This is a genomic window from Fodinibius salicampi (assembly GCF_039545095.1).
Taxonomy (GTDB): Bacteria; Bacteroidota; Rhodothermia; order Balneolales; family Balneolaceae; genus Fodinibius; species Fodinibius salicampi.
In genome coordinates, this window is the sequence record NZ_BAABRS010000005.1 from 45,216 (window position 1) to 59,817 (window position 14,602).

Annotated in this window: 12 protein-coding genes; 2 read left to right on the forward strand and 10 right to left on the reverse strand. The window is 43.6% G+C overall.

The window, feature by feature from the left end; all coding sequences use genetic code 11:
* Positions 1 to 5: 5 nt before the first annotated feature.
* The 4 genes from plsY to lpdA form a co-directional block, all read right to left on the reverse strand.
* On the reverse strand, positions 6 to 701 hold the full coding sequence (plsY, locus tag ABEB05_RS15540) for a glycerol-3-phosphate 1-O-acyltransferase PlsY (protein WP_265791674.1): 696 nt from the start codon (positions 699 to 701) through the stop codon (positions 6 to 8).
* A gap of 95 nt (positions 702 to 796) precedes the next feature.
* Positions 797 to 1,675 (reverse strand): lipoyl synthase, encoded by an 879-nt coding sequence (lipA, locus tag ABEB05_RS15545; RefSeq protein ID WP_265791672.1) that lies wholly within the window; start codon positions 1,673 to 1,675, stop codon positions 797 to 799.
* A gap of 17 nt (positions 1,676 to 1,692) precedes the next feature.
* Entirely contained in the window at positions 1,693 to 2,457 is a 765-nt protein-coding gene (gene lipB, locus ABEB05_RS15550) for a lipoyl(octanoyl) transferase LipB (RefSeq protein WP_265791670.1), read from the reverse strand.
* A 149-nt stretch (positions 2,458 to 2,606) separates the two neighbouring features.
* Positions 2,607 to 4,013, reverse strand: a complete 1,407-nt coding sequence (gene lpdA, locus ABEB05_RS15555; protein ID WP_265791668.1) for a dihydrolipoyl dehydrogenase — start codon at positions 4,011 to 4,013, stop codon at positions 2,607 to 2,609.
* 315 nt (positions 4,014 to 4,328) lie between these two features.
* Between lpdA and ABEB05_RS15560 the strand changes: the two genes are divergently transcribed.
* Positions 4,329 to 5,120 carry a zinc metalloprotease gene (locus ABEB05_RS15560; protein ID WP_265791666.1) on the forward strand — a complete coding sequence of 264 codons (792 nt, stop codon included), beginning with the start codon at positions 4,329 to 4,331 and terminating at the stop codon, positions 5,118 to 5,120.
* A 113-nt stretch (positions 5,121 to 5,233) separates the two neighbouring features.
* Here the strand turns inward: ABEB05_RS15560 and ABEB05_RS15565 are convergent, their stop codons facing one another.
* The 6 genes from ABEB05_RS15565 to ABEB05_RS15590 form a co-directional block, all read right to left on the reverse strand.
* Positions 5,234 to 5,707 (reverse strand): YdeI/OmpD-associated family protein, encoded by a 474-nt coding sequence (locus ABEB05_RS15565; RefSeq protein ID WP_265791665.1) that lies wholly within the window; start codon positions 5,705 to 5,707, stop codon positions 5,234 to 5,236.
* 247 nt (positions 5,708 to 5,954) lie between these two features.
* Complete coding sequence (locus ABEB05_RS15570) at positions 5,955 to 7,571, reverse strand: peptide chain release factor 3 (protein WP_265791663.1); 1,617 nt, start codon at positions 7,569 to 7,571, stop codon at positions 5,955 to 5,957.
* A 159-nt stretch (positions 7,572 to 7,730) separates the two neighbouring features.
* Positions 7,731 to 8,597 (reverse strand): DUF72 domain-containing protein, encoded by an 867-nt coding sequence (locus ABEB05_RS15575; RefSeq protein ID WP_265791662.1) that lies wholly within the window; start codon positions 8,595 to 8,597, stop codon positions 7,731 to 7,733.
* A gap of 89 nt (positions 8,598 to 8,686) precedes the next feature.
* Positions 8,687 to 10,504 carry a M61 family metallopeptidase gene (locus ABEB05_RS15580; RefSeq protein ID WP_265791661.1) on the reverse strand — a complete coding sequence of 606 codons (1,818 nt, stop codon included), beginning with the start codon at positions 10,502 to 10,504 and terminating at the stop codon, positions 8,687 to 8,689.
* A 93-nt stretch (positions 10,505 to 10,597) separates the two neighbouring features.
* Positions 10,598 to 11,008 carry a hypothetical protein gene (locus tag ABEB05_RS15585; RefSeq protein ID WP_265791660.1) on the reverse strand — a complete coding sequence of 137 codons (411 nt, stop codon included), beginning with the start codon at positions 11,006 to 11,008 and terminating at the stop codon, positions 10,598 to 10,600.
* 89 nt (positions 11,009 to 11,097) lie between these two features.
* Positions 11,098 to 12,117: a serine hydrolase domain-containing protein gene (locus ABEB05_RS15590; RefSeq protein ID WP_265791659.1), complete on the reverse strand. Its 1,020-nt coding sequence runs from the start codon at positions 12,115 to 12,117 to the stop codon at positions 11,098 to 11,100.
* A gap of 172 nt (positions 12,118 to 12,289) precedes the next feature.
* Between ABEB05_RS15590 and ABEB05_RS15595 the strand changes: the two genes are divergently transcribed.
* On the forward strand, positions 12,290 to 14,602 hold the full coding sequence (locus ABEB05_RS15595) for a glycosyltransferase (RefSeq protein ID WP_265791658.1): 2,313 nt from the start codon (positions 12,290 to 12,292) through the stop codon (positions 14,600 to 14,602).

Sequence of the window (14,602 nt, forward strand, 5' to 3'; positions counted from 1 at the left end):
ACTCTTTAATTGGATTTTTTATCCTTATTAAGCCATCCTACAGCCGGCTTAAAAGATCCTACCTTATTTTCTGTTCCGTTAAGCAGCCGCTTGATATTTCCCCGGTGCTTGATAATAATTCCAATTCCAACAATAGCACCAAAAATGAGGATACTGCCATCAATCGGCCAGCCAAAAACATATCGCAACGCCACCAGCATTAATGGATAAATAAAGGCTGCTACAAGAGAGGCCAGAGAAACATATCGACTGGTCACCATTACAATTAGGAAAACACCAGCCGTTATGGCTACCGATACGGGCTCTATACCACACAACATTCCTGCCGCTGTCGCCATGCCCTTTCCCCCGTCAAAGTTTGCGTACAGCGGAAACATATGTCCTACCACGGCAATTACTCCACATACAATTCGAAGGAAGGGATCTACATCCCAAAAGGAGAAAAGCGCAACTGGCCCGGATGCTATATAATAAGCAAGCTGACTAATCCAATAGGAACTCGCAAAGCCTTTAAAAAAATCAATGAGCAGTACAGCCGTACCGGGCTGCCATCCCAACAGGCGAAAGGTATTGGTCGCCCCGGCATTACCGCTTCCGTGATCTCTTATATCTACCCCCTTGACCACTTTTCCAACCCATATGGATGAAGGGATGGAACCGACCAGATAGCTCAACAATATGACAACACCAAGTGCAAGCATATGCGATTATTAATTAAAAGAGATGGATACTCCCTGAATATAAAAGTTCAAAGAGACTTAACGAATTTATATATGTATTATTTCAACTGAACGTGCTAAACGTGGCGCTCTGCATGATAAGAAGAACGCACCAGGGGACCGCTTTCTACATGTCCTATTCCAAGCTCTTCACCAATTTCTTTGTACTCGGCAAATTGGTCAGGATGTACCCACTCTTCTACTGGCTGGTGCATTTTCGTGGGTTGCATATACTGCCCAATAGTTAACACATCAACTTCATGATCTACGCAATCCTGCATAAGTTCAATAACTTCTTCACGCTTTTCTCCAAATCCAACCATAATACCGGTTTTGGTACGCAACCCCTGATCTTTACAGCGCTGGAGCAACTCTAAAGAACGCTCATACTTAGCCTGGGGACGGATAGTGCGATACAGACGGGGCACTGTTTCCAGGTTATGACTTAATACATCCGGCGGGGTATCAATAACAATTTGAAGGGCTTCCCAAACGCCGCGAAAATCGGGTATAAGCGACTCAATAGTCACTCCGTCAATTGCTTCCCGGAGCTGTTTGTGGGTCTCAGCAAAAATCGGAGCGCCCCCGTCTTTGCGCTCATCTCTGTTTACAGAAGTCAATACTACGTGCTTTAATCCCATTTTCTTCGCAGCATCAGTCACGCGGCTCGGCTCATCCCAATCCAATCCCTGTTCGGGACGGCCTGTTTTTACAGCACAGAATGAACACGATCGCGTACAGACATCGCCCAGGATCATAAAGGTTGCAGTTCCGTTCCCCCAGCATTCTCCCACATTCGGACAACGAGCTTCAGAGCAAACCGTATTGAGGGAATGTTCCCGGATGGTTTCCGATACTTCCTTAAACTTCTCTCCCGAAGGCAATTTAACCCGCAACCAGTCTGGTCGGCGTTTCGTCTTTGTTTTCTCTTCTACAACGTTAAGCTCTTTAATCATGAAACTAAAATCAGTAGTTATTGGGATGCTTCTTTTGCTGGCTCAGCACTTGTAAGATACGAAAATTGATTGTTCAGTTCAGGAAGGGAATCCACCTTTGTGATATCTATATCGAATACTTCCTCGAAATGGACAAGCAACCGTTCTTTAACGCGCGTCTCATTAACGCTGTTTCCCAACAAATCCTGCAAGCTGGTAACCTCTTTATCCGTTATACCACAGGGTACGATGTGATTAAAGTAACTGAGGTCGGTATTTACATTAAAAGCAAATCCGTGCATGGTTACCCATCGCGAACATCGTATTCCCATAGCGCATATTTTCTTATTGTCTACCCAAACGCCGGTAAGTCCTTCAATTCTTCCCGCCTTAATATCATAATCAGCACAAGTACGAATAATAATCTCCTCCAAAAACCGAAGGTACTTATGAACATCCGTAAAATGCCGATCCATATCAAATATGGGATAACCGACTATTTGTCCCGGTCCGTGATAGGTAATGTCGCCTCCCCGATCAATTTCTATGAAATCGGCCTCAATATCATTGAGTTCAGCTATGCCTTTCAGCAGATGTCCTTTATCCCCGCTTTTTCCAAGCGTATAAACGTGGGGATGTTCCACAAAGAGTAATACTTCGCGATCCTTTTCTTGAGGACTATTTGCCTCATTTTTCCGGTGCCTGAGCTTCTGATCTACCAGTCGCTGCTGGATGGCCGTCTGTAAATCCCATACCGGCCGGTAGGGAGCATGACCCAGATCATAAAATTCTACTGTATTCATAGGCGTAAAATTAGGAATGTGGAAATGGGAAATGAGGGCAAATAGTGCCTCTCATTCCTGATTCTTAATTTTAATTCCTAATTTATAATTTTCTGTTCATCAGCTTACAATGCTAACATAAATTTTCAAAAAAGCATTTGGGTTGTTTGTTAGCTACCCAGATGAACTCCTTCCCCATACGCTTCAGCAACCGCTTCCATAACCGCTTCAGACATCGTCGGATGGGGATGTACCGCGCTAATGATTTCATGTCCTGTAGTCTCAAGATCCCGGGCAACAACCGCTTCGGCAATTAATTCCGTGACATGCGAACCAATCATGTGACATCCCAGCCATTCGCCGTATTTCTCGTCAAAAACGACCTTAACGAAGCCTTCTTCATGACCAAGTCCCGTTGCTTTACCACTGGCTGAGAAGGGAAATTTACCGACCTTAATGTCATAGCCTTCTTCTTTGGCCTGCTCTTCGGTATAGCCGACGGAGGCAATTTGAGGCTCACAATAGGTACAGCCCGGGATGTTATTATAATCTATGGGTAATGGGTCTTCACCAGCCAGCTTCTCCACACAAACAATTCCTTCGTGTGATGCTTTATGGGCCAGCCATGGTCCGCCGGCCACATCACCGATAGCATATATATTTTCAACACTCGTCTGGTATGTTTCCTTATCTACCTGGATGGCGCCTTTTTCGTATTCAACGCCAATTTCATCGAGACCGATACCGTCAACATTACCGGCTACACCAACGGCAGAAAGCACTACGTCGACTTCAATAACTTCTTCTTCATCGCCGGTCTTAATAGTTACCTTTACTCCGTCTCCATTTTCTTCTACTTTTTCGACTGTGCTTCCGGTGCGTACGTCAATACCTTTTTTCTTATATATTTTGCCCAGTTCTTTACCGATATCCTTATCCTCAACCGGTACCAAGCTATCTTGCAACTCCACGAGTATTACTTCAGTTCCAATCGTATTGTAGAAGTAGGCAAATTCAACGCCAATGGCTCCGGCGCCTATAACCACCATTTTTTCGGGCTGATCTTCCAGCTGCATCGCCCGTTCAGAATCGATAACCATCTCACCATCAATCGGGATATTCGGTAATTCACGCGGATGGGCACCCGTAGCTATAATGAAGTTATCGGCCTTGATTTGCTCAACCGTTTCTTCATCTTCATTGATAACTTTAATCTGTTCCTTAGATTCAAAAACGCCCTTACCTTCAAAAACCTCAATTTTATTGGCTTTCATTAAGAACTGAACGCCTTTGCTCATCTTGTTTGCCACATTGCGGCTGCGCTCGATCATGCCTCCGAAGTCGGCTTCATAACTTTCTACCGTCACTCCGTAATCCCCGGCATGCTCTATACTTTCAAATACCTCTGCCGAACGGAGAAGAGCTTTGGTTGGAATACATCCGATATTAAGGCATACTCCGCCCAGATGCCGCTTTTCTACAATTGCAGTATCAAATCCAAGTTGTGATGCTCGAATAGCGGCTACATATCCACCGGGTCCGGAACCAATTACGCAAACGTCAAATTCTTTAGCCATGGTTTTTTATAATATTTGTTGATTGGTTGAATGATTGACTTGATAAATTCCCCGTCCATTCCTTTTTGTAGTCTTGGCTAACAACTTCTGGACAGGAAAAACCGGCAATTTATCAACTCAATCGTCCCATATTTTAAAAGTGCTCTAATTTAAGAATAATACGCGGAAGGGCGAAATAGATCTTCGAAATATTCCTCCTCTCAAACCTTTACTGCGTATATTTTTGCCCTTTCCCAGGTTATCAAAGGTGAAAAAAGAAACAATTACCAATGCTTTTGGTTTAATGGGTACAGAATTCCAACAAAAATTAAATTTATGGATACCATTAAACGATACAACCTGCTACTATTCTTTTCCGTAATACTAATCAGCTTAATCACTTACGGCTGTCTGGACTCATCAGGTCCCGGAGAAAACACTCCTCAGCCTTATCCACACCAGATTAATCCCGGGGTCTCTGCAAATGACTTTCTGGCTGACTCCAGTTTTACCGACCTGGTGATTGAAGTTGACTATATGGAAGGCTATGCACCGAATTCCGAAGCTTTGGACAGCCTGGAGGCATTTCTCGAACAGCGGCTCCATAAAACCTCTGTTACGATCAATGAACCTACGGTCATTCCAGCAGAGGGACAAAACAGCTATAGTGCTAATGAGGTACGGTCACTGGAAGAGCAACACCGCGATAACTATACCTCTTCAACCGAAAGCAATCAGTTAACAGCCTACATGATTATTGTAGATGGAGAATATAATGAGGCCAATGTACTCGGCATTGCCTACTTCAATACATCCAATGCCTTTTTTGGAGCAGCTTTTGACGAAGCTAGTGGAGGGATAGGACAGGCTTCCCGCTATCTTGTGGAGGCGACTTCGTACCGCCATGAATTCGGTCACCTTTTTGGATTGGTAAACATCGAAAATTCGGGTACGGAGATGCAGCAGGATCACCAGGATGAAGAAAACGGACATCATTGCGATAATGATCAATGCCTGATGTATTATGCTGTCGAAACCACCGATTTCTTCGGTCAATTGACGGGAGAAGAAATTCCATCCCTCGATGCGAACTGCATTGCGGATCTCCAGGCGAATGGTGGAAAATAAACTAAATTAACAATCAGGGTTGGGAGGCGCCAGCTCTTCCCTACCCTGATTTATTATTCACTTTTTATAAGATTTAGAGCGTTACCGATTCTATTACCCTATTCTTCATAGAATCATTTGTTTTTTATCACCTTATCTAGCATCTCTCTTATTCGCTTTATTCGGGTTTCCTCCTTTTGGGCCTCATAAATCCAATCCAAGTAAGCCTTTTTCTCGGTTTCCTTGAATTTTTTAAAATTCTCCCAGGCTTCCGGTGCTTCGGTTTTAAAACAGTCCATAATTTCATCCGGAATATCCACGGGGGATTTGTCCCGATACAGTATTATCTTTGCATAGTCGCCCGCTTCTTTACCTATTTCCTTTCTAATTACAGCCTTGACCGGCAAAAACAGGTTCCCATTCCCCATCGGCATTAGCTTATGATGGTCCAACACATATTCATCTATGTGTCCACTTACTGTCAACCATCCAAAAGGGGTATTGTCAGGCGGTGTGATTTCTGGCAATTCTGCATACGTCCACCCTCCCTTTCCCGAAAATTTCTGCAGCAAAATCTCTCTATTCACTAACAGCTTTTCATCTTCCATAGTCCTTATATATTGTATGGATCAATTTTATACGAAAAGGAGACAAATTGCATGGCCGACGTGACATGGTTATCCACTTTAATCATATCGTTAGCTTTGTAGTTGAAAATTTTAAGATATGATTAAAATAAAACCGGCTAATGACAACCCTATGTCAAAGGACTAATTTTTTGTGGAAGCTTCCTGAGGACAGGTGATTTTTGTTATGAATCCTGGGGTCATTAGGTTTATGATCCGCTACTCACAACTAACCTTGCTTAAATTTATAGAGATTTTCAGCTCCAACTTTCTCCTCGGCCTGATTCAGCGCATAGCCGCTGTCAAAGAGAACAATGGGGGTTCCTTCCATATCCTCAGTAACATGAGTCGAATAACTACTCTCAAGCTTTTCAATGATTTCCTGGTTCTGATCGAGCCAGCGGGCCGCATGGTAAGACACTGAACTTATGTGCAACTCGGTGTTATATTCGGTTTCCATCCGGTGCTCTACTACATCAAACTGAAGGGCACCTACGGTTCCCAGAAGGAGCTCGTTACCCACGCCATTAGGCATCTCAAAAACATGCACCACCCCTTCTTCGGCCAGCTGCTTCAGTCCTTCGCGCAGCTGTTTCCGTTTAAAGGGATCTTTCGTTGATACTTTTCTAAAATGTTCAGGGGTAAAGAGCGGAATAACATCAAATTTTACCGGATCATCACTGTAGATAGTGGTACCGATGCGAAAAGAACCCGGATTAAATAATGAAACCACATCTCCCGGATAGGCTTCTTCCAGTATATTACGTTCATCTCCCATAAGGGTATGAGGAGTAGACATTTTAACTTTTTTCCCAGTATTGCTTTCCGTCACTTCTATTCCTCGCTCAAACTTACCAGAAGTAATACGTATAAAGGCGGCACAATCGCGGTGATCGGGATTCATATTCGCCTGCATCTTAAAGACAAACCCTGAAAAACCCCGACCTATTTCCCGCTCGTTACCACTCTCATCCAAATAGGGCTGTGGAGGATGTGCAAGCTCGGCAAAATACTCCAGAAAAACATCCAGTCCGAAATTATTTAATGCAGAACCAAAGAATACGGGCGTGGCCTTTCCATTCTTAAACGCCTCTTCATCCATCATTTTCATCATATCTTCGGTAAGCATCACCTCTTCCCGAAACTTCTCCTTTTCGTGATCAGAGAGCTGAGCCTCTTTCAGTCCCTCTTCCAGATTATACTTTTCTGTATGCGCCTTTTTAGCCCCGTGCTCTTCCTTGTGCTGAAGGTGCAATTCCTTGCCGATTAAATCATAAATGCCCTGAAATTCTCTCCCGTAACCCAGCGGCCATGATGCGGGGATAGGCTCAATACCCAGCTGATTTTCAATATTACTGATCACTTCCAGGGGCTCCAGGCCCGGCCGATCGCACTTGTTAACAAATGTGATAATAGGAATTTCCCGCATCTTACACACTTCAAAAAGCTTCTCGGTCTGTTCCTCAACACCCTTTGCGACATCAATAACCATAAGTGCAGTATCGGCTGCTACGAGCGTACGAAGGGTATCCTCGGAAAAATCCTTGTGTCCCGGGGTGTCCAGCAGATTAAATTTAATATTATCCTTCTCGAACCGAAGCACTGAAGAAGTTACAGATATACCCCGATCTTTTTCGATGGCCATCCAGTCGGATGCGGCATACCGATTGGCTTTACGCTGACGGATAGAACCCGCTTCGTGTATGGCTCCTCCATAGAGCAATAATTTTTCTGTGAGGGTGGTCTTCCCGGCATCGGGGTGCGAAATGATCGCGAACGTCCGACGGCGCCGGGCTTCCTCAATAATTTCTTGCTGCTCTTTTGTGAGCGTATCTAACTCGGACATGAGTATTTATCAATTTCTGGATTCTGAAAAAGCCTCTAAAGATACGAATTTTTTATTGTTATATCACCTCCCTCTATATTTTTACAGACACGGAATATAGGTTTATTGAAGTGAATAGATCCAATTTAGCAGTTCTAACTATTATCAAAAATAAGATTTTTAAAACAGATTCAGCTGCTCGCTTTGCCGGTCAATAGGCCACGCTGGCATGGGATTAATTTCAATAAGGTCGGAAAGCAATTGATGGAATCTACGAGCAATAGTCGGCTGACTTACTTTATCCGGCGAGTGGGTAAAAATATATGGATGTAAGCCTTCCTTAATCCAGTCAGCAATAATAATCGCCCATTCTTTTAAGTAGGGTTCATTATTAATGACGTCATTAGCTCCCACAAATCGCACGAACGGGCGAGACCCTGTTGTTTTAAAACGAACCGGTACCTTAGGCTTCTTTTGCTGGGCCTGCCTGATCGTGGGATCATCCACTTTCATGTTATGGAGTTTGCGCGTATCAAAAATTACCCGGTTAATATTATAACTCTGCAATAGCCGGTTAAGCCGATTTTCTTTATTCCCATTGTCAAAAAAGCCGGGATGACGTACTTCTAACGCATAGCTATATACAGAGGGCAACAGCTCTACAAGATGTTCAATCCTCGAAAATTCCCCAGGTGAAAATTGCGGAGGGAGCTGGATGTGGAAAGGACCTAAACGATCCGCAATAGGCTCAAAAACATCCAAAAACTGCAGTACTTCTTCATCCACTTCGTTTAGCTGTCGCTGATGGGTAATTGAGCGGTGGAACTTAAAACAGAATTTAAATCCATCTGGGGTAGCTTTCCCCCACTTCTTTACGGTTTGCTCATTTGGAATATGATAAAAGGTTGTATTCCCCTCTACCGCATTAAAAACCGAAGCATATTGTGTAAGAAAGTCACTTTGTTTGGCATCATCGGTGAAGAAATTACCCACCCATTCTTTTAGGCTCCAACCGGTACAGCCGATATGATATTTAGTGATACCCATAACTTGTCATTAGCAATTTACCAGCTATATGTGGGTTTAAAGTCTCCCTGCTCAAATCTACGAATATTTTCCTACCTTGCAAGCACAAATCAATTCCCGGTTTTAGAACCGAGCCATTGGCGCCGAAATGTTTTCATTTGTTCCGTGAGTATCTCTCCGCTCTTTTGCTCATAGGGAACAACTTCCAAAGCAGGATTCTCTGCCAATCGTATTCGCCCCTTCTTTTCAACACCCAGCGAACGATATGTAATTGCTAACTCATCGCCGGCCCTATGTTCGATCAGCAACTGCTGGAGCTCCTTTGCATTGGCAAGCTTTTGACCATCCAGAGAAATAATTTCATCCCCGGTATCAAGTCCGGCCTCATACAGGGGACTCCCAATCTGTGTGCGATTGGCCACTATCATTTTTCCATCCTCAAAGCTAATTTTTGAAGTTCCAAAACTAAGAACCGGTTGCGTAGTATCAGCTTTCTGCAGGGAAAAACCCGCCCGGGCCAGTAAGGGTTTTAAATCGACATGATTTCCCTGGTAGATATATTGATTAAAAAACTGATCCGCAAACTCACTGCTATCGGTTACCTCTGCCAGCGTCTGTTGCAGATCGGATAGCTGATACGGCTCTTCCGACTTTCCGTATTCCTCCCAAAGCTGACGCATGAAATCGTCAAGGGTAACCTCTTCGAAGGTTGTCCGAAGAGAGAGATCTAGTCCCAAGCCAATCACAGCTCCCCAAGAATAGTAAGAAATAAAGGTATTGGATTTGTTTTGAGGGTCCACGGAAGTGGCTGCATCAACAAATGGAGCCTGTCTGCTCATTTCAACGGGACTATAATACTTATTTCCGGGCGAATTAAGCACGTAGTTTAGGGTGCCGGCCCAGTCAGCGGCATACTTCTCATTGGAAATAATTCCAGCTCTTCGTATAGTCAAATCATCATAATAACTCGTAAATCCCTCTGCAAACCAGAGTGCTCCCGATACATTGGTATTCATAAAATCAAATGGCTCCAGCGAAGCAGGTCGTATTCGCTCGACGTTCCAGCTGTGGAAGAATTCGTGAGATAAGGTATATAAGTTTTGCAGGGCACCATTTCCTTCGAGAGGGCGTCGACTCGTCAAAATTGTAGAATTCCGATGTTCCATCCCGTCCCCATGTACATAAGGGAGATAATCGGCTATGAACGTATAAGTATCATAGTCGAAATCCGCGGGTTCTCCGAAAATAGCCACCTGTTCGGCCACTACTTTTTTAGCCATCTCCGTATAGTTATCCACCTGTTCTTGGGTCCCATTATGATGAACCGCCAGGCGAATGGTTTGCCCGGTCGTATCGGATGGGGCCGGCCATTTGGTAATCATCTGGTCACTAAGTTCTACGGGGCTGTCCATAAAATAATAATAGTTCGGTGCTTTAAAGGTCATCGGCTCTGCCGTTGGCTGCAGCTGTGTTGTTGCCTGCCAGTTTGACCCTTCCGGTGGATAAAAAGTTGCGGTAATTTCGGTATTCGGCAGATTGGGTACTCTTACAAAAGATGCCGGTATATTCAGATGTGCGTGCTGCTCATTGACACCGGCGTAGGTTCCATCGGCATGATCGGCAAAGAGGGTATAATGAAAATTAATCGTTCCATCATGTCCCTCAACCTCCCAGCTATGCAAATCGGAACGTACAATATCTAAAGTATCTCCGCGACTGTTGGTAGCTGTAACGCCATACACGTTTTTAGCAAATTCATGGAGGGCATAGCGGCCCGGAGAGGTACGGCTCATGGAAACGGTAACCATACCCGGAAGGAGATTCTCCATCCGAAGGGTAATTTGCGCTTCATTATGTTCGGCATTGGGGAAACGCACTTCATAATGGAGCGAGGGCTCCTCCTCTTCTTCCTGTATACATCCAGGCATCGCAAATAAAGCTATCAGGAAAATAAATAGAATATTTCTCAAGTTAATATTCATCATGATCTCGTGTACCTAAATCTGCTGCCTATGTTAAGTTTATGATTCAATTAGTTCTTCCAGCTGTCGAAAAAGAATGCGTCTATAGTCTTCTTTTTCGTGACTTGGCACCGTAAAATGATATTCGGGGTTTTCCACCTCTACCCTGGTCTTTCCTTCAGCAATTTCTTCCACAATTACCCTACCGGCATGCTGCTGCATCTGGTTATTGCCTACGCGGCCTGACTTATTTATAAGAAAATTCGTTCTTTTTTGATCCTCAGATTCTGATACCTCTCTTATAATAATGTTGCTGTTCCGTATAGCCTCCTGAACCTTATTCCTCACGGTTTCATAATCAGTATCATAAGTCTTTACATTTGCCGATCCTCCTCCCATCTCTCCGGTTCCGGCACAGCTATAAGTCAAAGTGAATATTACTGCGACCAGTATCCATTGTATTCCTCTCATATTATCCTCATCTCTAATTAACTTTTTTATTTACTGATAGATACAATATCTAATTTTATCTACAAAAAACAGACGATATCATATATAAATTAACCCGGTAACCGCTGCTGTAAAAAAGGAAGAATTGATTCTCTCAATAACTCAAATACGGGTTCTTTATATGAGCGAGCCTGACTGGCTCCCTGCAGTTCTCCCGTCATAACAACTACAGCATCAAGGTCCGGAATCATAAAAATATATTGTCCCCCATAACCCCAGGCAAAAAACACCTTAAATTCGCCTACTGGCTTATTCCACCACATATAGCCATAGTCATAGGGATTATAATTACTCCGGGTGTAGGTTTGAAAGGAATCCTGCAACCAATCTTTTGCAATAATACGTTTACCTTCAAAAGTACCACCGTTTATGATCATCTGTCCAATTTTAAGCATACCAGCGGGACGCAGTGCCATATTATTTCCTCCCATATAATAGCCCTGCGGATCGCGATCCCAGCCTCCAACGGAAATACTCATGGGACCAAAAAGATATTGATTAGCGAAGGCTCGTGTATCCATATTTGTTGCCCTGCTTATAATCACGGATAATAAATGCGAGCTTCCTGTACTATATACCATATCTCCGCCGGGCGCAGCCTCCATGGGTTGATCCAGAGTAAAATGAATCCAATTGCTGCTTGTTACCCACCGGCCGTAGTTATGAAAACTTGTTGTTTCCAGCCCTGCCCGCATTGTCAACAAATCTTTAATGGTAATCCTTTCCTTCACTGAATCAGGATTTTCATCAAAATAATCGCTGAAATACGGTCTGATTGGTTGATCGACCCCTTCAATATGTCCCTCTTCAATTGCTATGCCCACTAAAAGTCCAAGAATACTTTTAGATGCTGATTTAATATTAGCATGGTCAGAGGCCGTCATGCCGTTAAAGTAACGCTCATTTAGCAACTCCTCGTCTTGTTGAATGATTAGACTCGTAAGAGATTCTATGGACGATGCCTCCTCATTAATTTGCTGCAAAGAGGGGGAATTTGTTTGCGCCTGAACTTCAACTGTAAACAAGCATAAGCCAAGTATTATCCCAGCAGGTATTTTTGAAAAATTCATATTAAATTCTTTAAATGCTATTTATTACTTCAATAATGACAAAAATTAGTACTTTTAAAAAGAAGTTTTAGTCACTTTCGCTACCTGATATCTTAAAATTCATTTTTTCGCCTTTAGGTTTTCAGCTCGTATATTTCGGAAGAACAAACGCACATTTTTGAAAATGTAGTCTATGTCAAATAAGCCGCTGCTTACGGTTGGAATCGTTGTTCAGGATCAAAAAGATGTTATAGAAACTACCCTGACTTCCCTTTATGAACTTGCTGAACTTCAGTTTGAGCTGTTTGTAATCGATGATGCTTCTCAAGATGAGAGTACTGAAATCATCCAATCGGTTCTCGATTATTACCAGCATGAGCATACGTTTTATTACGATCATCCACAACGTATGGGGCGCGGATATTCATTGAATGAAATCCTGCTGCAGTGCAATACCGATCTGTTTTGGGCCCCTGAAAGCATTCATAATATTGAAGAAGAGCAGCTTATTGACGGACTTGAACGACTTTCTCAAACGACAAAATGCGGCTTAATACAACGCAGCAACTTACCTCGTGACCCAGCAGACTGGCGTGACCTGATTAAAAAAAATCGGTGGCCTACTGATGGCTTATTTCTTTGGAACTCTTCTGCCCTGGATCCCACTGACAAAAATTTTAATTCCTACCTGAACGCATATCACGGATTGGAACTGGCTGCCCGAGTAGGCGCTGACTCTTTTATAACGGTCGATACCCCTTGGTTTCGCCCCAGTTCGATGGAAGAAACGCCTTCTCCATCACCCTCGATGCGTCAGGAACTTCTTTTTACATTGCTTCGATCGGATATTTCATCCGAAGAACGCAATGCTACTATTCATTCGCTTCAAACGCTGGAAACCAGGGACCGTCCACTTTCCGAGCGTGATTTTGATATTGAGTTGCTCAATGAGGCTATAGCAATGAAAAAAGACGGCCGCTTTAATGCAGCCCTGGAGAAGCTGGAAGAAGTGTTGGAAGAACGGCCTTCGCATCCTGCTGCCAAGCAGCTTAAAATTGAGATTTTAGAGAAAAAACGTCGGTTTGTTGAGGCCTCGGAACTTAAACATGAGATCAACAAAAGCGCCGCTCAACAAGAAAAAGAAGAAAAGGAGAAGGAAGCGCATCCAAAAGAGGAAACCACTGCCACCGACTCCAAAGAAGACAGAAATCCGGATATCAGCCTCATCATACCCACCGCCATCCATGGCAAAGCGGCCCTGGAGCACTGTCTGATGTCGGTTTCGGAGCATTGCGATACCTCGGATATACAACTTATTGTAATCGACAACGCCAGCGTTGATGATACCCACGACTACCTGGAAGAACTCCAGGAAAAGAACTTTTTAGATTGTATTGTTATTACAAACAATCAAAATATCGGATTCGCAGCTTCCGTTAATCAGGGACTTGAAAAAGCAGACACCCCTTATGCCTGCATTATGCATAATGATGTTGAACTCAATAGCGATGCCCTGAAGGCCCTTAAAAACCTGATGGAGACTCATCCAAAATATGCACTCGTGGGACCCGCTACTGACAAGACGCTTAATCCCGATCAAGCAATCAGAAATATTGAAGCCACCAGCCCAGGACTTTTAACGACGGAATATATCGACAGTTTTTGCATGATGCTGCGTACAGAAACCGGGCTGCGTATGGATGAAGCCTATGAATTGGCCTTTTTTGAAGACATAGATCTCTGTTTCCAGGCACGAACAGCTGATTATCAGGTTGGAATTGCTCCCCATATAGAGGTAAAGCACTACTTTGGAACAACTACTTTCCCTCTGGATCTGGATACCGAAAGCAAGCATTACTGGAAAAATGTGGCTTATTTTAATGAAAAATGGGAAATTGAAAAATTTTCAGAACAGGAACTTAAATCTCTCGGCACCTTCGACCAGCTGTTGGCCCTGGATGAGTTGGTAAACCCGCTTTTCCCGGAAGAAAAAATCAAAGAAGAGTTTGACCGATTGTTGACCGACGAACTTAAAACAGAAATCCTAAAAACGGAACATGATCCCGAAACCTTGTGCCAACTGGTACACCTGTTTATGGTCATGAAAAGACGCGATATCATGCGCCAGCTCGAAGATCGTCTTGAAGATGTGTACTTGCCTTCTTCACTGATCTATCAACTGGTTCGCTTTTATTACGATCGTAATATATACTCTCGTTGCTTGCACTACCTCGATCAGCTTGAACCGCAAAACGAGACCCTCCGTGCAGATTTATATAGACTGGCTATCCATGTGGAGAATAAGGATTTTGAAGAAGCGGTCCCCATGCTGCGGCATCTTCTGGAGCATGCACCAGCCAACCCTACTCTTTATCAACTGGCGGGCGATATTCATCAATTTAATGATAACCAGGAGGAAGCCGATTCTTTTCATAACCTGGCTAAACAGATAAATCCCTTCAAGTTTGATGAGACTTCCAAAGACGCATTCGGTTTTAAAAAATAG